Source organism: Xanthomonas sp. NCPPB 3583, assembly GCF_041475715.2.
In the GTDB taxonomy this organism is placed as follows: Bacteria; Pseudomonadota; Gammaproteobacteria; order Xanthomonadales; family Xanthomonadaceae; genus Xanthomonas; species Xanthomonas euvesicatoria.
In genome coordinates this window covers 662568-682028 of the sequence record NZ_CM191263.1, presented here as the reverse complement: position 1 = coordinate 682028, position 19461 = coordinate 662568, and the positions used below count along the sequence as shown (strand labels likewise).

General features: G+C 57.1%; 17 protein-coding genes and 6 pseudogenes. 10 read left to right on the top strand and 13 right to left on the bottom strand.

Translation table 11 applies throughout. From position 1 onward, the window contains the following. Window positions 1-313: 313 nt before the first annotated feature. Entirely contained in the window at window positions 314-901 is a 588-nt protein-coding gene (locus tag ACCQ07_RS03015) for a hypothetical protein (RefSeq protein WP_372364115.1), read from the bottom strand. Window positions 902-1329: 428 nt separating this feature from the next. Further along, window positions 1330-1641, bottom strand: coding sequence for a hypothetical protein (locus ACCQ07_RS03010; RefSeq protein ID WP_372165132.1), 312 nt, complete (start codon window positions 1639-1641; stop codon window positions 1330-1332). 300 nt (window positions 1642-1941) lie between these two features. Between ACCQ07_RS03010 and ACCQ07_RS03005 the strand changes: the two are divergent. Next, window positions 1942-3051 (top strand): annotated as a pseudogene (locus tag ACCQ07_RS03005) (hypothetical protein); the annotation flags it as partial. A gap of 42 nt (window positions 3052-3093) precedes the next feature. Then, a complete protein-coding gene (locus tag ACCQ07_RS03000) occupies window positions 3094-3438 on the top strand; it encodes a hypothetical protein (protein ID WP_031425287.1) in 345 nt (114 codons plus the stop codon). A 59-nt stretch (window positions 3439-3497) separates the two neighbouring features. On the opposite strand, the gene ACCQ07_RS02995 is transcribed toward ACCQ07_RS03000, so the two are convergent. The 3 genes and pseudogenes from ACCQ07_RS02995 to ACCQ07_RS02985 all read right to left on the bottom strand — a co-directional run. Further along, window positions 3498-3911 carry a hypothetical protein gene (locus ACCQ07_RS02995; protein WP_209261639.1) on the bottom strand — a complete coding sequence of 138 codons (414 nt, stop codon included), beginning with the start codon at window positions 3909-3911 and terminating at the stop codon, window positions 3498-3500. A 164-nt stretch (window positions 3912-4075) separates the two neighbouring features. Then, a pseudogene (locus ACCQ07_RS02990) lies at window positions 4076-4609 on the bottom strand (DJ-1/PfpI family protein); the annotation flags it as partial. Continuing rightward, window positions 4600-4843: pseudogene (locus tag ACCQ07_RS02985) on the bottom strand (DJ-1/PfpI family protein); the annotation flags it as partial. The pseudogenes ACCQ07_RS02990 and ACCQ07_RS02985, both read right to left, overlap by 10 nt. A gap of 367 nt (window positions 4844-5210) precedes the next feature. On the opposite strand from ACCQ07_RS02985, the pseudogene ACCQ07_RS02980 reads away from it, so the two are divergent. Beyond that, window positions 5211-5369: pseudogene (locus ACCQ07_RS02980) on the top strand (oxidoreductase); the annotation flags it as partial. A gap of 484 nt (window positions 5370-5853) precedes the next feature. Here the strand turns inward: ACCQ07_RS02980 and xopAF are convergent. The 4 genes and pseudogenes from xopAF to ACCQ07_RS02960 all read right to left on the bottom strand — a co-directional run bounded on the left by xopAF (window position 5854) and on the right by ACCQ07_RS02960 (window position 9172). Further along, window positions 5854-6510, bottom strand: coding sequence for a XopAF/AvrXv3 family type III secretion system effector (gene xopAF, locus ACCQ07_RS02975; protein ID WP_083347870.1), 657 nt, complete (start codon window positions 6508-6510; stop codon window positions 5854-5856). A 646-nt stretch (window positions 6511-7156) separates the two neighbouring features. After that, window positions 7157-7360, bottom strand: a pseudogene (locus ACCQ07_RS02970) (XVIPCD domain-containing protein); the annotation flags it as partial. Window positions 7361-7677: 317 nt separating this feature from the next. Continuing rightward, a pseudogene (locus ACCQ07_RS02965) lies at window positions 7678-7920 on the bottom strand (XVIPCD domain-containing protein); the annotation flags it as partial. 856 nt (window positions 7921-8776) lie between these two features. Next, entirely contained in the window at window positions 8777-9172 is a 396-nt protein-coding gene (locus tag ACCQ07_RS02960) for a SymE family type I addiction module toxin (RefSeq protein WP_029818555.1), read from the bottom strand. Window positions 9173-9896: 724 nt separating this feature from the next. On the opposite strand from ACCQ07_RS02960, the gene ACCQ07_RS02955 reads away from it, so the two are divergent. The 4 genes from ACCQ07_RS02955 to ACCQ07_RS02940 all read left to right on the top strand — a co-directional run bounded on the left by ACCQ07_RS02955 (window position 9897) and on the right by ACCQ07_RS02940 (window position 12882). Further along, window positions 9897-10595, top strand: coding sequence for a hypothetical protein (locus tag ACCQ07_RS02955; protein WP_223866300.1), 699 nt, complete (start codon window positions 9897-9899; stop codon window positions 10593-10595). 130 nt (window positions 10596-10725) lie between these two features. Then, a complete protein-coding gene (locus ACCQ07_RS02950) occupies window positions 10726-11142 on the top strand; it encodes a hypothetical protein (protein ID WP_108702759.1) in 417 nt (138 codons plus the stop codon). Between the two features lie 3 nt (window positions 11143-11145). Next, complete coding sequence (locus ACCQ07_RS02945; protein WP_372363774.1) at window positions 11146-12333, top strand: XVIPCD domain-containing protein; 1188 nt, start codon at window positions 11146-11148, stop codon at window positions 12331-12333. 156 nt (window positions 12334-12489) lie between these two features. Beyond that, window positions 12490-12882, top strand: coding sequence for a hypothetical protein (locus tag ACCQ07_RS02940; protein WP_228735347.1), 393 nt, complete (start codon window positions 12490-12492; stop codon window positions 12880-12882). 620 nt (window positions 12883-13502) lie between these two features. Here the strand turns inward: ACCQ07_RS02940 and ACCQ07_RS02935 are convergent. Further along, window positions 13503-13730, bottom strand: coding sequence for a hypothetical protein (locus ACCQ07_RS02935; protein WP_372364182.1), 228 nt, complete (start codon window positions 13728-13730; stop codon window positions 13503-13505). On the opposite strand from ACCQ07_RS02935, the gene ACCQ07_RS02930 reads away from it, so the two are divergent. Together ACCQ07_RS02930 and ACCQ07_RS02925 are read left to right on the top strand one after the other, a co-directional pair. Next, window positions 13644-13883: a transposase gene (locus tag ACCQ07_RS02930; protein WP_372363773.1), complete on the top strand. Its 240-nt coding sequence runs from the start codon at window positions 13644-13646 to the stop codon at window positions 13881-13883. The genes ACCQ07_RS02935 and ACCQ07_RS02930 overlap by 87 nt on opposite strands. A 12-nt stretch (window positions 13884-13895) precedes the next feature. Beyond that, window positions 13896-14276, top strand: a complete 381-nt coding sequence (locus tag ACCQ07_RS02925) for a transposase (protein ID WP_372363772.1) — start codon at window positions 13896-13898, stop codon at window positions 14274-14276. 247 nt (window positions 14277-14523) lie between these two features. Here the strand turns inward: ACCQ07_RS02925 and ACCQ07_RS02920 are convergent, their stop codons facing one another. Then, the gene (locus tag ACCQ07_RS02920) at window positions 14524-15117 is read right to left on the bottom strand and encodes a hypothetical protein (RefSeq protein WP_372363771.1); all 594 of its coding nucleotides are present in this window, start codon (window positions 15115-15117) and stop codon (window positions 14524-14526) included. 124 nt (window positions 15118-15241) lie between these two features. Continuing rightward, window positions 15242-16201: a hypothetical protein gene (locus ACCQ07_RS02915; RefSeq protein WP_372363770.1), complete on the bottom strand. Its 960-nt coding sequence runs from the start codon at window positions 16199-16201 to the stop codon at window positions 15242-15244. Between the two features lie 249 nt (window positions 16202-16450). Here ACCQ07_RS02915 and ACCQ07_RS02910 point away from each other — a divergent pair, with 249 nt between their 5' ends. Then, on the top strand, window positions 16451-17149 hold the full coding sequence (locus tag ACCQ07_RS02910) for a transposase (protein WP_372363769.1): 699 nt from the start codon (window positions 16451-16453) through the stop codon (window positions 17147-17149). A 615-nt stretch (window positions 17150-17764) separates the two neighbouring features. On the opposite strand, the gene ACCQ07_RS02905 is transcribed toward ACCQ07_RS02910, so the two are convergent. After that, a complete protein-coding gene (locus ACCQ07_RS02905) occupies window positions 17765-19336 on the bottom strand; it encodes a DUF6119 family protein (protein ID WP_372363768.1) in 1572 nt (523 codons plus the stop codon). Window positions 19337-19461 lie beyond the last annotated feature (125 nt).

Here is a 19461-nt window from a genome sequence, read left to right as displayed (position 1 = left end):
CCATACCGGCACGCGTATTCCTCACCACCAGCAAAAACGGTGTTCGGTTGACGCTGTCGGCATCCGGCGCTATTGGCGCGATGCGCAGTGACACAGACTGCAAGTGCGTGCAAGAAACGTGTCGACCATATCGTCAGCACATCCTTGCAGAGGCGGCAGACAGCATCAACGACTCGTCTTCCATCTAGCCACGTCTGTCGTCAGGGATGCCATTCCTGCTTTTTTGCCCGCGTGCTGCAATCACGCAGGCCAACGTCTCGTCATTGGCCTGCATCATCGCTGGCCACATCCTGAGCTGATGCAACGCTAGAGATTATTTGCAGTCTTTGGAGACGGGCGCCACATCGACAGGAGTTACCTGTCCATCAACGGCAACCCGTTTGACCGCCAAGGTGCAGACCGAGTTGCGAAAGTCCAGGTCCAACGCAACCTCGTAATCGGCACCCGCCTCCGGAACAAAGGTGGACGCCAGCAACGGCCCGCATGTCCAACCGCTTGTGAAGCCCGGCGTGCTTGTCCAATGCGCCGGCGAACTGGCACCGGCTTCCACCACCACCGGCTTGCCGGCTTCGATCGCATATTCCTTGTAGAACGGCTTGGAACCGATCATCTTGCGCTCGTGCAGGTTGCGCGTGTTCTGGGTCTCCGGAATGCCGATCGCCTGGTTCTTCACCGACCCCATCAGCGAGCCGAACGCGCTCCCCAACGAACCGGACGCACGCACCTTTTCACCATACGCGGCGGTACACACAGCGTCCTTGTACAACACGATTCCCACGCCGTTCTGACCAAACATCCGGATGCGCGCACCCGTGCCATCGATCCGCGCAGGCGCTTGTTCGGCAGCCAGCACGGGGGCGACACACGCAGCCGCCAAGGACACAACGAGCAATCGAATCATCACGTTCAACACAGCCTCCACAGTTCCATCGAACCTTCTGGTGAGCGTGGAATAGCGGCAGGTTGCGTGAAGTCTTGAACTCCGGTGCAAGTGCCACGCCCAAAGTGAGGCACATATCACCGGAGGCATCACATCTGCCTGGCCGAGCGATGCGCTTTTGCCCACGATATGGCCGCGACGCTCTGCATCCTTCGACACAGAAACCGGCCATGTTCGCACCATCTCCAGACAGCCCTCGCTGTTAAGCGGCATCTGACGATGTAAAGCGGGGACAGAGGTGTTCCGAACAGCAGGGCGCGCCTGCATTGGCATCTACGCAAGAAGGAAGAAGCTTCCTTCCAGTGGCAGAGCAGATGAACCCGCGCCTTGTGCAGTTTTTGCCGCGCGGTGCATGGCCGACTCACGCTGCAATCGTCCCGGGCTCTGCGCTATCGCCGATCCGTATCCTTGATGGCTTGCGCGCGCGCAAGCGTGTTGGTCAAGGCCAAAACCTCCGGCAATTCGTGCCGAAAGGCATCTACCTGCCCGGCTGGCACGACAGCTTCGAAGTTTGACTGATCGAAGATCGGGCGGCCTTCCATGTAGAAGCCATCGCGGCCCTGCACGACGAAGTGGAAGCACGATTGCCACCGCGGATCGGGGCGCGCCGACAATTCCACATTGACTTTACTGTGCGCGCGCCCGGTGTCGCCCGAGGTGACGGTCACGGTGCGCGCCGTGATCTGGTTCCCGATATTCATGCAGGCAATGATCGGCGCTAGGCCGTCGCCGCACTGTGATCCAGGAGGCCGGATGCGTTCAACGGCACGCAACCACGCACCCTTCACGCCATCACGACACACTGCTGAAGACGCGATTGCTAGCAAGTGAAGCCACTGCCTGTTAGCGGCCTTGCACCGGGCCAGCGACAACTCACATGGGCGCCAGAGGCGGACTTAAGTGCACTCGCAAAATGCTGCAGGCCGGCGAAGTCGTTGATCGGTTGTCGCGAGCCGCTACGATGGTGCGTATTGTCGCGGCCCCCAGCAAGGACGTTGCCCATGTCACAGCACGCGATCGAGGACGTGATCGAACGCGCCATCCACCTGGTCGATCGCAGTACGCAAGACGCCGCGCACCAGGCCGCGCTCATCCACGCCTTGCTCCACCTGCAGGCACGCTACGACACCGGCCTGACCTGGCTGCGCATGCATGAGGTGCTGCTGCGCCACGGCGTGCTGGTGCGCACGCCGGTGGAGGCCATCGACGATGCGGCGCTGCGCGCCCAAGCGAGGGCTGCCGAGACATCGTGCTGGTTGGAGAGCGATCGCGGTGCGGGCTATCTGCACCTGGAAGAAGACGCACCTGCGCTCTACCAGCAAACGGCAACCGGCCACGCCCTGCCGGTCTCCGCCTTGTTCCGTGACGTGCTGACGCTTGCCGATCAGGCCGACGATGGCGAGTTGTTCACCGACCTCTATGGCCTGCTGGTCAACGGCTGGCTCGACGCCACATTCACCGCCGAGGACGGCCTGGCGTCGTCGCTGGACGGTCTTGTCGCCTGCGACGACCTGCAGGCGATCCGTGGCATCGCCGCGCGGCGTGGACTCAAGCGCCGGCGCGGCGTGTCGGAAGATCTCGCGCTGCCTCACCTCAGCGAGAGCCAGGAGCCTGGCGAGATCGAGCAAAACGCCGGCTTGCGCTTCTTCTTGCAGCCCAAGCGCACGCCCACTGCCTTGCTGGCCGCACGCAACAGGACCCGGCGCCAGCTCGCACGCGTGCAGGAACTGATCCCGATGCTGGTGGAGCAGCGCCTGAGCGCCGCGCTGCAGCAGGCAGGTTGGTCGCCGGTTGCCGCGCCACCTGAGCATCCATGGTGTTGGACCCGCGACCGCGACGGCAGCCGCCAGTGCCTGTGGGCCACCCACGACGCGACGTGTGGGGAGTTGATTGTCCAGGCAGGCCTGCAGCACGCCCGGCTGCTGGACTGGCAGCGACGTTCGGCAACCACCCAACTGCACGACCTGCACATATACGATCGCGCCGCACCGCTGCTTGGCAAGCATGCGCTCAACCCCCAGGACGTCGGCACGTATGGCGGCGTGAGACTGGACCCGGCTCGCAGCGATGCGCAGCTGGGCAACGCCTTCGACCGTCTGGCCGCTGCCCTCCCTGCCCTGGACGCGTACTACTTCGATGTGATCGCGCAGCAGTTGTCCGGGCCATTCTTCGATCGCGACCTCGAGATGGCCATGCGCATGATGGAGGAAGGCCACAGCACCGGGGCAATTGCCCAGGATGTGCTGCTTGCCAGTCCCGACAGCACATTACTGGCGTTTGTGTTCCACCATCTGGAACATGGGGACGACGTCGCTGCGGCAGCGGTGGTTGAGCGCCTGCGCGCACGCCATGCCGCGCGTACGCGTCTGAATGCCTGGCATCGCGCGTATCTGACCCCATTCCTGCAGCAATGGGACCACGGGCAGCGCGATATGCCGATGCCGCCAGTGCAGCACGTCCTCCTGCTCAATCACCTGCGCGCACGTGAATCCGTCTGAACATGGTCGCCGCCATGACCGCGCTTGGCACCGTTCGAATCGGTGACCTCGGCCATGGCTCAGCCCTCCTGCGTCGCCTTTTGAAACTCGATACGCCCGTGATCGCCCGAATATTTTCTCTTGACCAGGATGCGGTCGGCCGGTGTGATGCAGCTATTTTCCAGCGAATTGGCTACATGGGCTTCATCAACGAAGAACTCTTCGTAAGGCAACGGCAGTACGGATGTCTCACCGCCCTGATCGAACGTGAGCAACAAACTGTCCTCGCGCTCGAAGCACAGCCGACTCCAGGCAACATCGGCCAGTTTCCCGGCTTCGACAACAGCCGATTCCTTACCTGCAAGCAGTGCCGCAACATTCTGCGAAAACTGCTTTTTTGAAATCGGGGGCTTGGTCATGCCGCATCCTGCAAGCGTGGCAACGGCAACGGCGGCTGCGAACGAAAGGTAACGACGGAAGATGGCCAATGGCATGGGGGCGCGACTCCTTGCTGCGGGCTGGTAGACAGGTGGAACCAGGATCAAGCGCTGCACGGCGCTTCATCAGCGCGCAGCCTGGCCCCACCTGGTGCATTGCGGCTCCGGTCGCATCTTGCCGCTGAGCCGGATCAACAAGACAGTCTCAGCGCACCCACCATTTAGCCGGCAGCGAGGGCGGTGGCAAACGGGTCGTCGCCGGCATCCTCGTTCCAGACGTACTCCGCGATGCTGGCGACTTCCTTGGCAGCGTCGTGGCCGAAGATCTTCGCAATGAGCGCCAGCGCCATGTCCGTTCCAGCGGACACGCCTGAGGATGTGAATAGATGTCCATCCTCCACCCAGCGCGCACGCTTCACCCACTCCGCCTTCGGACCCTGCGACGTCACCCAGGCGAAGGCGCGCTTGTTGGTGGTGGCGCGCCGCCCATCCAGCAGGCCGGCGCGCGCAAGCAATGCGGCGCCAGTACAGATGCTGGCCACATGCGGGGCCGTGTGCGCCAGGCGCGCAATGCCAGCAACCAACGCGGCGTTGTCCACCTCGCGGCGAGTGCCCATGCCGCCCGGCACCATCAGGATATCGACTGGGGGCGCCGAATCCAGCGCGTATTCCACCGCAACCGTTGGGCCGGCGCTACTGGCGACTGCGCCGACACGTTCGCCGAGCATCACGATCCTCACCTTACCTTCAAGATTGCCGAACATATCCAGCGGCCCGAACACATCCAGCAGCTGGAAGCCCTCGAACACCAGCATGCCTAGCGTTAGTTGCGCTGCATCTGAGGCCACCTTGTCGCGCCGCGCGCTTGCCGGATGCGCATCGTTGGCCGTTGCGCCGGCGCAGATCATCGCAGCGCTGCCCAGCAGTGCGGTGCGTAGCACCAGACGGCGCGAATGGTTGGCATGGGCCTGCTCCCGTTCGATAGACATGGCAGTTCCTCTGTATGAGACCAACAGTGTGTTGGCGTCGCGCATGGATGAGTCCGCACTGCAGCGCGAGCGATTGCGGTGGTGCGCGGGCCACTGTATGCACCGCTGCGCAGTGCGGTGTGAGGACGCCCCGCATCAGCGTGGCGGCCGCCAGGCATGCTCCACGCGCATGCGTTGACGCGCGCAAGGCCTACTTCAACGGTCGCCTCTCCAGGCAGCGCCGCAGGACAGGCAAACAAGGCTCCGGATGATCGCCACAACCGGCTGCTTGCTGCGCTATCTCTCGCCCGGCCTCACCAAGCGCCTGGGTGCCGCCCCGAACAAGCGCTTGAATGCATGGCTGAACGCGCTCGGCGACTGGTAACCGACCGTGAGCGACCCAACGCTGCGGCAAACCCTGCAGGCGCAGTCCGAGGCAAGCGGCCTGCCTGCCAAGGCCATCGCGCACGCCATCGCCGATGCGATCGATCAGCCAGAGGATGTCGAGGTCGGCAGCCTGGTGATTCGCCCTACGTCGCAAGCGTAGTGGGCGTCAATCCATTTACGCGCTGGCATGTCATTTTTTAGCAGCGCTTGAGGGTTTGAAGGCCAACCGGGCGCACTCAGCGCTGTAAGCATGCTCAGAGTCCCCGCCCTATGCGTGCACATGTGTCGGCTGGGATCTGCTGTAGCTGGGCAGCAGGACGCAATGCAACATCTCGTTAACCCCTACCAGCCGAATTTCTTGATTTCCCAGGAATCGATTCTAACGAAGACGGAATTTGCGCACCGTTACCCGCAAATGTGGCGCCAGTGACACATACGATTCCTAGACAAAAACTGCCATGCCAATGGCTGATCCCCAGATGCCGAAATTCGCTTGATCGGATATGGGCGAACGGTCGCAGTGGTCCACGCTGACACTGAAGCAAAAGCATATCGGCCCGGCAAGCCGCGCCGTTGATCAATAAGTAGACAGAGTGCTGGAATGGCGGACTAGCCCCTGCACGTGGAGCTAATCCGCCAGATGACTACTTAACGAGATTTGTTACGAACCTTACAGTTCCGTTTTCTTCTACGACGGCGCCCAGCGGGCCGTTGCCATTATTGGCACCAGCACCGGTGCTGCTAAATTCAATCGGTACGTCCATCGCCCCAAGGGTTGCCTCGATGGCTTGAATCTTTGAGACGCTTGAGCGAGAGCTACTATCGCCTCCATGGATTGCTGCTTTAGCGGCATACCCCTGCGAACGAAGACTCTCAATATAGCTTTTAATTTCCCACTGCGCTCTGCGATTTTCGGGCATAACATGGAACACCCGCGCCTTGCCTGCATTCTGGGAGGGTTTTTCTCCCCCGACCGCAACCCCAACGCAAAGGTCCATCCCGTCAGTCATGCAGAGAACCCCAGGCTTAGAGGTCCCGGTTGAAGCTGTTACAGCAGGCTGGGTCGAGTAGCCAACGCCCTTGATCGGCTTATTTCGGTTCAATGCGAACTCCCGACCTGCTCCGGAGGATCTCTTTATCCGTGTAGATGCCAGGCGCACGGGAAACGCTTCTTCATGACTGCGATCCTTGAGCGGAGCGCTAGGATGGCTTCGCTCGGCCTGGTTCTGGCTGGCAGACAGTTGCTCAAACTGAGGGAAATTAGTTGGGTTATATGAGTAACGATTGATACTACTTGTCATGGAAATTACCTCTATCGATCCACAGAGAAATTCTTACAAAATACGCACTCGCCAGTGGACGTGGCCGCGAACTTATCTGCAATAATCCGAAAAACGCCGCAGATTAAACGAGCGAGTTAAAACAGATGAGACAATCGAACCACCCGAATCTCTTACCCTAGGACACCCACGCAGACGACATGTACTTGGTCTGCCCAGCACACCTTCAAACCTACCCGGTGACCCAGATCGTGCGTGGCATTTTGGTGATGCCGGTGATCATCAGCCAAGAAGATCCACAACGATCCCCACCCTGCTGGATGACGCGCATCAGGTACGGAAAGGTCCGGACGCAGCTGACGCGACGTCGCCAACATCTCGCATTCAAGAAGAAATTATCGTGACGGAAGCGAAGCCGGCACGCTATTGCACAGCGTCGCACGGGCTTGCATGAGTCGCTCGCTTAATTACTTCCCTGCCGTTTAAGCAGCGTATCGATCGAAACCCAAGGAGTAAGTGCGTCGTCGGCGATCTATCTGTCCGGCATCGGCCAGCGTGGCGGCAACCGACGCGTGCAAGGCTGCAGTGGCAGTCACCCAAGTGCGATCTCCCAACCCGACGGAAGCGATGCAAGCCCACTACCAGAAGTCGCCGCGTGGCATGACGTTCAGCGCGTCATTGATGGACCGGTTTGGCTGACGGGTTGCTGCGATTGCTCCAGCGCCTGCTGTTGTTCGCGCGCCTGGGTCTGGTTGATTGCCTGCAGGCGATCAAATGACTGGATCTCTGGCGTCTGCACGGCTTCCACGGTCGGCATGTGTGCGCGCTGGTGTGCCGGGTCGTTGATGGCACCTTGGACAATGAAGACTTGCTGGTAGTTGATGACAGCCGGCTGCATCGACAGACGGTACACGCCATCCTCCTGAAGCGGCTGGTTATCTGCGCCTCGGAATCCCTCAGCATTCTATGTGCGCTGCACATGCCGCACAATGTCAGACGATTCGCCAATGCGGATGGTGCCATCGTCCACAATTGGCCTTGGCTCGATGCCACCACTCCGTGTCTGGGCATCAACCGATAGACGCCCGCTCGCGGGTCTTCCATGTAGTCTTCGGATTGCTGGTAGTAACGCTTGTCCATCTCCATATGGACATGCTTGCCGGCGTTAGGGAGCCCCTTGTTGCTCTGCGTACCGAGCAACTGACCGTATTCCACGCTGTCTCCTACCGAAACACCGACTGGATCCAGATGCAAGATGCGCGCGACCAATTCGCCGCCTTTGCGATCGTAGATATCTACGGCACCAAACCGGCCGGCATCAACACGGGCTACATAGCCTGCAACAGGCGAAGGCACATCAACGGCGCGAACGTTGGCACCACTTGGCGGGATCCGGCTATCTTCAAGCAAGAAATCCTTGGTCAAGAGCATCTGATCCGCGCCCAGAGCGCTGGAAGATCCGCCGTCAGTTCTACGTGTCTCCAGCTCCTGAATTTCCCCGCCAATCACACCCTAAGACCGGGTACGCGGGTTTTCGACATTGACAGGAATGCCGTCCACCACTTGAGCACGCGCATTTGCCCCTGGATGATGGGTGACCAAACCTTCGAAATCTTCGACACGCTGATTGCCGAGCCTGGGGCTATGAAACTGCTGCAGCCTGTACGGCGCAGGTTGAACGACATTCCCGTCTTCACCTGCCATGACGTCTCTCCTTGATCATGCGATAACTTTTTAAATTATTTACACCGACGATACTGCTTCACTGATTCACCGTCGGAAATCACTAGATGCTCGCCCTTCAAAATGTACAAGTCATCAGTTCTTATATCTGGCGCAATATCCGACTTGGCGGAAACAACCCAGGCGTGCGGGCCGGTGGAAACAAGCTTGATTGCTACCAGAACCTCCTCGTGCTCGTACCCACGCAGCCGGGTCTTCTCGATGCGTATGGGTGAATCAGAATCAGGATTCAAGGGTAGCTTGCACGATTGTGGCCCCAGATCCCACATCCCCTGGAGTTCTGTGGGATATGCAATGGAGTGCCGCGCCTTGGTGGCTGACACCGCACTGCAGCTAGGCAATAGAAGGGAAACTGAAAGGAACGCAGTCAACATCCGCATACTTACCTCTACTCAGTAGTCATGGTCGGCGCGCAAGCCTGATAGAAGGCGCGCGACCACTATAGCTAAGCACTAATCAGGCAGAGACATCATTACGCAGCACGTGTCTTATGCCTCTGGACGGATTGTCTTGCATGCTGCGTGGGCAACATCTAGCACCGCGGCTACAGCGGCACCTCCACCGGTGGCAACACCTCCATCAACAGCTGCCCCGCGCTGGCGGTGATACGCAGCTTGGTGCCGATGGCAAAGCCCAGTTGTTCCAGCCATAGGCCGCTGAGGCGGACGTGCGGTACGTGCTGGTCGCCGGCGTGGTCGTGGGCGCCGGGGTAATGGGTGTAGCTGACGGTGCATTGGCGCGGGCGGCGGGCACGGCGGGCTGCGCGTAGCGTGCCGGGGCCTTGCGGAGAGACGTCCGGGTCGGGCGGCAGCATCGGTGGCAGCTTGGTGCGGTCGGGTTCCACCACGACCCACTGCACGCGCTTGGGCGGCGTGGGGCGCGCACGCGTGCGGGTGGGCCGTGCGCTGGCAGATGCCGTGGGTGGGCGGCGGCGTGTCATGGCACCTCCGGCTGGTGGTTGGTGGATGCGGCAACGCGCTGCTGCACCCCCCAGCACTGCGCGCGACCCGGCGGCGCAAGGTGTGCAGCAGCGCACCAAGCTGGCGACTCAGCGGATGCGCGGGATGGATGCTCGCCTGCTCAACAGCTGCGCGTGCGACGAGCCGGCGTAGCACCTCGGCTACATCTAACAGCAGGCGGTGAGCGGAAGCTGGCAATAGATCAACCGGCACAGATGCCGGCATGGATGGTGCGGTAGACATGGCAACGCCCTCCTGGAACAACCCAAGAACCGCCGCCAACGGCGACGGGATGTCGGGAGGTTCGAAACCGCACACAGCCGGCGGGCGTATTTCCCTTGCGGGTGTTGTATTAGCCGCCCTCCCGACGCAGGCATCGCGTCGGCTTGTACCTGCAGGATGCAGGCACAAAAAACCCACCGGTTTGACGGAGGTGGGTACCGCTGTGTGAGGAGTTTCGACGCTCCTTAGGCTGGAGATTGCAACGTACCAATCGCGATGTCAACCGAGGCCATCTGTGCTCAGAAGGCAGATCCGAAAAGTAGCGACACACGATCTGTGTGATCAGATATTTGAGGTCACAGGCCCGCTACGCTTGCACCGGATGCACTACGAAAGAAATTTCGCGCCGTCCCATCACTTCTACCTGGCTGTGTAGACCTGACACCTTTAATCTTGCCGTATCACCCAACGATGGTAGGTGTCATGGAAAGTAGCGATGTGGGACCGATCGTGCCCTTGACCTTCAAGGCATTAGAAGAACGCCTGCGCGCGCTACCAGAGTTTCCTGCCGACACTGCCAGCCCAAGCCGCCTCGTGCGCGGCGCCGCCATCGTTATGGCATTAGGAATCGCCCTGACCCTCGTTGCTTCGTTCTTAAGCTTTACCAATGTTCCTCCCCAGTTGCTAAAGAAGGCAGCAACGGCTGGCTTCTGGGTTGCGTTGATAGCGCTAGGCATCCTGATGATAATTAGCATCTATGGGATAGTCAGTGATCTACGTCGATGGACAGTAGATCAAGCAATGCGCACTGATCATCAGCTAGAGCAATTTATGCAGGAGGTGAGTTGGCTGAAGAAGTATCCGGCAGCAACCCTGCAGATCATGCTGGATCACGCTCGCTACAGCCATACACGCCGTGCGGGCCGCATTGCGCTATTGGCCGGAAGCATCGACAAGCTAGGCCTTCTGCCGGTTGCGGCGTCGCTCTTCCTGGTTCTGCGCGCTGGTGGCAATCCTCTAGCGATGTCTCCATTAACAGCAATAGTGGGGATTTTCCTGCTGTTCTTCTGGATGATCTGCTGGGTTGCCACGTCGGCCAGGGGTAAACTGCAGACCTATGAATACTTGCTCGACATGGCGCTAAAGGGCAAAGAGAAAGGCGCAGCAGCAGCTGACGCATAAGATTGGGGCCAGGCTAGGTCAGGTCAGCCCGCCACTGTAACTTCATAGCTCCGCTATCTCTTGGGGCGCATACTTGCAACCGAACTACGCATGGATGACCATCTGTGTGATTGCGTTGGAGCTGTCAGTCATGCAAACGAATCCTCACGCCAACCTTAGCTCTTTAGCATTGCTAGCAGCTGCTAGTCTCTTCTTCATATCAGGGTGCTCTGCCATGCAGCAAGACTCACGGCCCGGTTTTAATACTCAGCAGTCTGCCGCGAAAGCAAGGCAGCAGCTTCAAGCCGCCAACCCGGTAGGCTCGCCCATTATGGCCGCGCAGAAAAACCTTGAGGATCTAGGATTTCACTGCCAAGCGTTGAGCTCTCCTGGCGCAGGTTACAAAGCGTCAATAATGTGCACGCTTTCCCCTGCCGTGAAAGAGGCGCAGCCATCGGTGACAGCGCCAGCTGTGCCGGTTACCTGGATGGTGGGCTTTCATTCTGCTGACGGGATCTACTTGAGCAAACTGGTAGTGAATCGAGCACCGCAAGATATTGAGGAATAAGTCATGGATGAGCAGAGGAAGGCGACAATTTTGGTGGGGGCAAGCGAGGTTGCTGGTGACCGCCGCCATCTTTACCTGCTCTTTCAGAAATCGGATGGCAGCCAGACCGTAGTACGTGGAGGACCCGACACTAGAGCCGAGGGAAATGACTTGGCGAACTTTGCCGAGAGCACAGTTCTTGGCTCGGAGAAATTTGGGCACATTCGAGTTGAAACAGCCCCTTACATTGCCCCTTATGAAATTGGGTACCGGCTCAAACAAGACGGCAACTACGAGCCAGTGCCTTTGAACCAGTTGGATCCCTCCGAGCCGGCTCTTGCGAGGGATGCCAAGGGCAACATCGTGAAAGCGACAGTCACCGCACCAGACTGGCCCGCACCGGGCGAACGCCACGAGCGCATCGTTGCCTGGAGCGGTTCTGACCAGGAATTATCCACAAAACTTGAGTCTGCCCTGAAGGCTGGGGATCAGATCAATCACGCACAACTGGAATATTCCCCGCTGCACAACAACAGCAACGGCGTTGTCAGCAACTTGCTGAAAGCCAGCGGCGTTCAACCTGTTCTGCCGAAGAACGCACAAGGTGAGACAGTCAACGCCCCGGATTTTGGGGAAGACCTTTATCAAGACGTCGGCGCGGCATCGGTACGCAGCGGATACAGGTTTGACGGCAAGCAGTGGTTCGATGCGGACGATCGTAGAATCGCGCCTCCTACGAGTGGGCAGCCATTGATACCACAGGATCCGGCCGCGCCGTCGCGTGGATCATCCGATGGTTTCAAGCTCAGCGCGCAGGCTCCATCGCCTAGCGATCCCATGTTTTCTCAAATCCAGGATGGCGTACATCGGATCGATCATTCGCTGAATCGTGCTCCCGATGCGGCAAGTGACCGTATGACCTGGAGCCTGTATGCCCTTGCCAAAGAGCAGGGACTGGAACGTGTAGACAGCGTAGTGCTTGGCCAAGCAGGCACCCGGGCAGCCGCCGGCGAGTACGTTTTCCTGGTCCAGGGAGATCCTTCCACCTCCGTGTACCACCGTGAGCAAATGCGCACGGCAGATGCGGTGGAGAGTTCGGTTGAGCAAAGCCAAGCGCGCGTGCAGTCTGCCGAACAGACATGTGCACTCGCGATGAGTGCTGAAATTCAGGAACAGAGTCAAAAGCAAGATGCACCAAGGTTGCAAGTCTGATTGACCTGGGTCATAGCAGCCTTTCGACCAGCCAAGCAGAGACAACACGTAAGTATTGAAACACTTTGCAAGTAGCTCGCTTCCGGCGTTTGAGGTTAGCTTTGGCTTACCGAGATGGCAGGTGCTAACGTTTCTAGACGGATCCCAGACCTTGGCATGAACTTAGATATGAAAATTAGGCTCATTTTTGGGACAGCATTACTTTCGCTATCAATCTCGACTGCTTCTGCAGAAGTAAGTCTGCGATCTGATTATAGGAAGAGTGATGTGCAGCCGGTCAAAGTTGCAAAGGTGGGATCCAACTCGCTCCAAATCACCTATCGCATGCCGGCGGAAAGCCAATTTTATTCTCCCGGCGTTGATTTTTTAAGTGACCGCGGCGTCTTGCGCATTGCCATCCGCAGATGTGGCATTAGTGCTAGGTGCGATGCGATGGCGAAAGCTGTCATACCACCAGCTGAGCTTTGGATGCCGAAAGTCACCGTGCCCTATGCGGGCGAAGAGGTATTGGTGGTTTACGTGGATACAGAAGAAAAATTTGCACCTTAGTTTTAAGTCTGTTCTAGCGGGTCAGGTCAACCTGACCGCGTTAGTCTTAGCAATAAAATTCGTGACTGCAATATTCAGTCGGTCATGCAGCTACCTATCTCACTATTCACTCAAGCCGCCAGCGTTTTTTTCTGCACGGCCCAATGGGAGCGTTCACTCCATGGAAATCCTCTACTCGGGTACGGACAAGATACTCTGCGACTCGCTAACTTTGATGCTCACTGAATCTCGAATCGATCACGAGACTAGCAAGCGCTTGTACAGAGTGCAGATAAATGACGCCGATGAAGTGCATCAGGTTTTAGTTCATTGCAATGATTGGGACAGTGCAGCCCGACAGCTCGACATGCTTACCAGGAGGACGCAACACAACGAGGCACCCGCGTCAGTGAGTCCTGGATCGCGTCGCCAGTACGCTGCAGTGCTCATGATTGCTCTTGGAATCTCTGCCGGCCTTGCCGCTACAAAGCTACTACATAGCGCCCCCAACCCTTGCCTATTCTTACCGCAGCCCCATGCTCCCACCCGATAGACGACTGGTAGGTATGTCGTCGACGCCGGCAACGCAGCGATCAAGGTATCGGGCGCTAACGGGGTCAGGTTCACTTCCTACGCAAATTTCAGGCTACAGCCTCAACTTTCGACAGGGCTTCCTCGCTATCAGCACCAATGCCTGGCTGCGAGTCTTGTGCCATGGCCAGACTTCCACGCATCGACCCTCCCGGCATCCCGCAGCACATCGTGCAGCGCGGAAAAAACGCTTGCCATACTTTCTGGATGATGGCGATCGATTGCGCTATCTGCACCTGATACATGAGGCCCTGCACGCGACAGGCTGCCAGCTGCATGCTTACGTCTTGATGGACAACCATGTGCACTTGCTAGTCACGCCACCCGCAGCGGGACGCATCGGGCAACTGATGCAGCGGCTTGCACGAAACTACGTCGCATTGTTCAATGGCCGCCACCGGCGCACGGGTACGCTATGGGAAGGTCGGTAAAAGGCATGTCTTGTGGACAGTGCGGACTACGTCCTTCGCTGCTATCGCTACATTGAGCTCAATCCGGTGCGTGCTCGCCCGACCGACAACCCGGCGGCGTATCGCTGGTCCAGTTGCCCAGCCAACCTAGGCCAGCGCAAGCACTCCGCGCTGACACCACATCCCTGTTGGCTTGCGCTTGGCAGCAACCCGATCCAGCGATCCAACGCGTACCGTACCCTGCTCGATGAAGCCCTCTCCGACGAACTGCTCGCCAGCATCCGCCTTCATCTACAGCAGCAGCGAGCCCTGGGCCACGACGCCTTCCGCACAATGGTCGAAGCCAAGACGAACCGCTTTGCGGGCGTAAGGCCAGCTCATCGGCCACGCAAACCGAACACCGTAGACCGATAAGTTAACCTGACCCCATTATTTGCATCTCTCCAACTTACGACATTCTCGTATCGCCACAAGGAGTGCCTGATGAACTCGACAGGCTGATCGTTAGGGATCGTCGCCTCATCCTCCCTAAGGATTTAGAACTGCGGCCACACCAAGCTTACCTGGAGTGGCACAGGCAAAATCGCTTCAAAATCTAGGGGTCTACGATAAACCGTATTCCCTGCAGTCGACGGAAATCGATAGATATTGGCCGAAATTTCTAGCCCCCGATTTCCAACCACCCTGCAGCTCGACCAGCATCTTTCAGCTGATCGCCGTTGATCAAACAGGTAATTGCGCCGATGGCAGCCAATGCAACGTAGACCCAAGCCACGACTGCGAACTGCTGAGCCAATTTTCCAGTCACAATCCAGTAGGCCAGAAAAAGTCCTGGGCAGCCCAGCAAGAAATACCCCACATTTAGTATCAGCACCTTGCGCTTTCGAGTGATCGCACTGATGTTCTTTGGATTACGCCAATGTACCTGCGATGTCGCCACGTCGAACGTAAAAAGGCTCCATCCGTCCGAGACGTCAAGTAGTGCTCTACCAGGATTCTGACTAACCATCAGCTTACGAATCAAAATTGTAGGCAGATATTTCCCGAACAGATGACGAACACTTACACATAGCCATAGGTCGCTGCGCCCCTCTATATCCTTGAACGCATCGAGAAAATCTTTTCGGTCTGCGCTCCGCGATCGATGCAGACTGAATCCACCCTTCACTAGGATGCTTCCTAGCACAATGATTATAATCGGAACGGCTAACGATAGACCACCGGCCTGTACTAATTGCTTGATTACTGCATCCATTTCCTCAAAACCCCTATCAAGGATCCACCTGCATCCCCCATCACGAAGAAGCCCGTCAGCACTTTACGCTAAACAGTCATCTGAGCGATCCCAACAAGAAATCCCGCCGTATATTCTAAAAACCCTACTTGGCAGGCGGGCGCTTAATTCTCTCGTATATATCCATTGATTCAACATCAATAAGATCCAGATTTTTCACCTTAAAACCTACGTAGAGACCACTCTCATCCTTCCCCTTTGTTACCAACGGAACACCGTACACAAAGACTACACAAGGTTCACCGCTTGACGCGAATCGCATCAGACGCTTTGCGTGTAACTTTTTCATCTCTGAAGCCTGTAAATCACTCCTCCAAATCATTAGCGAAGGACGAACCTTTCGTGGCAATTTAGGCCCAGGCAGAACGGACTCAATTGCGTCACGAAATTTAATTCTAAACCCCTTCTCTTCTTCCGCGATAGAAGCGGTCCCCCAATAAACGCGGTCCTTTCCACTAAGTTGGGGACGCTTAGAAAAAATACACTCGAACATCTCCTTGTAGGTGATAGCTTGATTAGCACCGACCCGGATAGTCTGGTCTGCGTCTACTCCGGCGGTCCTTGCTTTAGTCCATCGTGAGACAAGCGCTGCCACTGAGTAGAAATCTGTACGTCTACTGCGAAGTCCACCACTTCCGCCCCCAACACCATGACCTCGTAATCCGCCGGTTCCACCAGAAATTGCAATTTTGGCTTTAAAGTGATCTGCAGGACGACTCATGAGAAATCGGTCCGGTGCCGGCGAACCCGCGTCCGCTTTTCGTCCCTTCCCAACTCCCGACCCCACAATTTTTTCGACATCCCCCTCAAATGGGCAGCCAGCTGTGTGAGTATCGTAGCCACGCTGGACACGATAGTGCGGCTGTTGTTTGAGTTCCAGCTCAGGCGTGTCTAAATTCGCGCAGGTGTAGCGTGCTGGACAGGCCTCGCCTGGGCAGCAAAATGCTCGCTTATCAGTGATGATATCCGCCCAATAGAGCTCGTAAGCACGTTCCGCGTTGATGATGTCATTAAATTCTTCGCTGTAAGCTAATTCCGTTCTCATCTAATTCTCTTCGCGCGTATCGCATGCGATAGCGGCATATGGCCTCCTAACTTAAGCATAAAAATAGCATTTAATTTAAATACATGATCAAAATCTCATTTTAGCGGGCCAAAGAGTAATTAACGTGCCATACACGGCTGGGCCCTAGCGGAGTCAGGTTCACTTTTCAAGCAAATTTCAGGCGACTGACTCAAATATTTGGATGGCCTCCCGCTATCATCACCATCAGCTGGCTGCACGCGTTGTGATATGTCCAGACTCACACGCATGGACCTTACCGGCATCCCGCAGCACATCGTGCAGCGCGGGAACAACCGCTTGCCGTGCTTTCTGGATGATGGCGATCGATTGCGCTATCTGCACCTGATGCATGAGGCCCTGCACGCCACAGGCTGCCAGCTGCACGCTTACGTCTTGATGGACAACCATGTGCACTTGCTAGTCACGCCACCTGCAGCGGGACGCATCGGGCAACTGATGCAACGGCTTGGGCGAAACTACGTCGCATTGTTCAATGGCCGCCACGGGCGCACGGGTACGCTATGGGAAGGTCGGTACAAAGCATGTCTTGTTGACAGTGCAGACTACGTCCTTCGCTGCTATCGCTACATTGAGCTCAATCCGGTGCGTGCTCGCCTGACCGACAACCCGGCGGCGTATCGTTGGTCCAGCTGCCCAGCCAACCTAGGCCAACGCAAGCACTCCGCACTGACACCACATCCCTGTTGGCTTGCGCTAGGCAGCGACCCGATCGAGCGATCCAACGCCTACCGTGCTCTGCTCGATGAAGCCCTCTCCGACGAACTGCTCGCCAACATTCGTCTTCATCTACAGCAGCAGCGAGCCCTGGGCCACGACGCCTTCCGCGCAATGGTCGAAGCCAAGACCCACCGCTTTGCAGGCGTCAGGCCCGCTCATCGGCCACGCAAACCGAACACCGCCGAGTGATAAGTTAACCTGACCCCGTTATTGACTGATAAGTTAACCTGACCCAGTTATTTTCAACGCACTCCACGGCAGCCGGTGGCTCAGCTGGACCAGTGGATGGCGCAAGTCGATCTGGTTCTCCAGACGCGAACGAAACAACTCATCGGCAGGCAATTGCTCGGCGGCGGGACGGCGTGTACGCATGGGCGAAAACTGCCAGAAACAAGTTCGTAGAGTAACGAAAACTGGCAATTCCAGCACACCTAAAACGCAGGTCAAGCCTTGCAATGGATGCGGTCTGGGGGTTTTTCAGGGGCGACTAAATAACTCATTTGCCGCCCTGAACGCCTTATAGAAAAAGCCATCCGCCTGAGCGTTATTTCCCATTGCGATATTTCAAGATCCATCTATAAAATAACCGAGTACTGCAAGCAGCTTCCCCACCAACCTGCTTTATTCGGACCCAAAGCGCCTCTAACTTCCGTGATGTCGCGCAGTCCGCACAACATTCAGCATACAAACAAGCCTCGCGCATCGCCTGCGTTTTGCAGGATTTGCTGAAAGAGCGCGCACCCATACTTCGCGCCCCTGGGGGATGCCAAAATCGTTTCGGCACTAATAACTGTGTAGCCCCTCTCAGGCGTACTCAATGCACACCTTAACTCCGTAGCGTGTTTTAAGTTGATTAACAACCTTTCGAAGCATGGCGTTCGTGAGAATCGGCAAACCCCGCTTGGCACTCACCCCACAGATGAGGATAACGACCGTCCATTCCGTAGACACCACCTCGGAATCGACTGGAAACATGCTTGGCTGGGGAAGTCTCTTTTGAATTTCATTTCGCATGGAGACGTCATGCGACATAAACGATTCCACTCCCACAAGCACTTGCATTAAAAGGTGCCCCAGACCTTCCGATCCGGATTTTTTCCTTTTGACATACACGAGCGTTTTTGAGCGCGGATCGAAGATGTCACAGGGCTCAATGGCGGTACGTGCGCCGGGCAGCGTAATGTTGCTTTTGTCCAAGAGCTCAAAGCTGCTGGGGGCGAATGACAACACTGCGTCCTGATTGTACTTTCCCTCGGAGCCACCAGTGTATTTTGGCCAAGCTATCCCACTGCTACTCTTGTATATAGCCCTGAGGGAAGCCGCAAGATCTTTGACAAAGGCGTGGTCAATTCGATACCAGGTTGCGTCGTGCAGCATGTACGTACTGCCCGAATAGTTTGCAACCCAATTGAGACAGCGCGCGACGGTGTAACTTGCCTTATTGCTGACCCCATCTACGTGCAAGTACATCCTATCGTTTTTTGAGATTGCGTAAGTCGCAGGCTTAGTCTTGTGGGAAGCTCGCCAATCAACCCAGTCTCCTACTGATGGATCTTCGTAGATTGCAGGCGCGACTACTGTTCCGATCCTATCAAATGAGAACGTTGGCGTTTTCGATATATCAATGAACTCTGGAAGGAGAAGCAGTACTTCACCTCCCCGAATAATGCCCATCAACCGCCTATCGAGCCGCTGTTCTAGCGCGTGGATAATGGCTGACTTTGTCTCGCGAGCTACGCGATCAAACCACTTCAAGTCATCTGAGATGATCTTTTTCTGGTTGTACGCCTTTAGGTAGAGCCTGAGAATCTTTGCTAAATGTTCCAGGCCACCAGCTATCCTTCCTCGCAGGGAGTCGGATCCCGCCAAAAAGTCTCCGAACGCCTTCTTTCTCGGAATTCCAGCCAATCCCTTGAGGAGATCTCGGTCGGCGTCAACTCCGTACGCTCCAATGTTTGCTGACTTCGGCGTTTGTTCAATCGCTTGCAGGTAGTTACCCTCGATTGCTTGGCGAGACACTTGGCGTAGTTCATCCTGATCCACGCAGTTGACCACCGTGCGCCTCCCAAAATCGCGGACGATGTATTCCTTGTCGACTCGTAGATAGCCTGTGCCGAAGGTGATGAGGAAAACGCGACCTGCAACCTCGATGCTCGCGATCGCGCCGCCCCGGGCAGAGACTACTCCGTCGAGAACGGCGGTCGGCCAATTGGCTGAAACGGCGCTTACCCACTCAGGCGGGGCCGGATCCTTAGGAAACACCCAAAGGTCCCCAAGCTCGCCAGCTACCGAAGGGGGAAGAGCCTTCCCATCTTCAGGGGTTACCGCGTCCGTGGCCGCCGAACCAACTTCCACCAGATAGATGCAGAATTCCATTTCCGATCGTTCCCGAGTGCATGTTCCCGACTGACAGGGTCAGTCTCGATAGCTAACTATATGTTTCCATAGAAGAAAAGCGGCCATCGGCCGCTTTTCTTTAGGGTGAATCGGTCGAGTGAGAA

Coding starts and splice junctions, on each gene's coding strand:
- ACCQ07_RS03015 (WP_372364115.1), bottom strand. CDS start 901: ATGATTCGATTGCTCGTTGTGTCCTTGGCGGCTGCGTGTGTCGCCCCC.
- ACCQ07_RS03010 (WP_372165132.1), bottom strand. CDS start 1,641: ATGAATATCGGGAACCAGATCACGGCGCGCACCGTGACCGTCACCTCG.
- ACCQ07_RS02995 (WP_209261639.1), bottom strand. CDS start 3,911: ATGCCATTGGCCATCTTCCGTCGTTACCTTTCGTTCGCAGCCGCCGTT.
- xopAF (WP_083347870.1), bottom strand. CDS start 6,510: ATGACAAGTAGTATCAATCGTTACTCATATAACCCAACTAATTTCCCT.
- ACCQ07_RS02960 (WP_029818555.1), bottom strand. CDS start 9,172: ATGACACGCCGCCGCCCACCCACGGCATCTGCCAGCGCACGGCCCACC.
- ACCQ07_RS02955 (WP_223866300.1), top strand. CDS start 9,897: ATGGAAAGTAGCGATGTGGGACCGATCGTGCCCTTGACCTTCAAGGCA.
- ACCQ07_RS02950 (WP_108702759.1), top strand. CDS start 10,726: ATGCAAACGAATCCTCACGCCAACCTTAGCTCTTTAGCATTGCTAGCA.
- ACCQ07_RS02945 (WP_372363774.1), top strand. CDS start 11,146: ATGGATGAGCAGAGGAAGGCGACAATTTTGGTGGGGGCAAGCGAGGTT.
- ACCQ07_RS02940 (WP_228735347.1), top strand. CDS start 12,490: ATGAACTTAGATATGAAAATTAGGCTCATTTTTGGGACAGCATTACTT.
- ACCQ07_RS02935 (WP_372364182.1), bottom strand. CDS start 13,730: ATGCAGCTGGCAGCCTGTCGCGTGCAGGGCCTCATGTATCAGGTGCAG.
- ACCQ07_RS02920 (WP_372363771.1), bottom strand. CDS start 15,117: ATGGATGCAGTAATCAAGCAATTAGTACAGGCCGGTGGTCTATCGTTA.
- ACCQ07_RS02915 (WP_372363770.1), bottom strand. CDS start 16,201: ATGAGAACGGAATTAGCTTACAGCGAAGAATTTAATGACATCATCAAC.
- ACCQ07_RS02910 (WP_372363769.1), top strand. CDS start 16,451: ATGTCCAGACTCACACGCATGGACCTTACCGGCATCCCGCAGCACATC.
- ACCQ07_RS02905 (WP_372363768.1), bottom strand. CDS start 19,336: ATGGAATTCTGCATCTATCTGGTGGAAGTTGGTTCGGCGGCCACGGAC.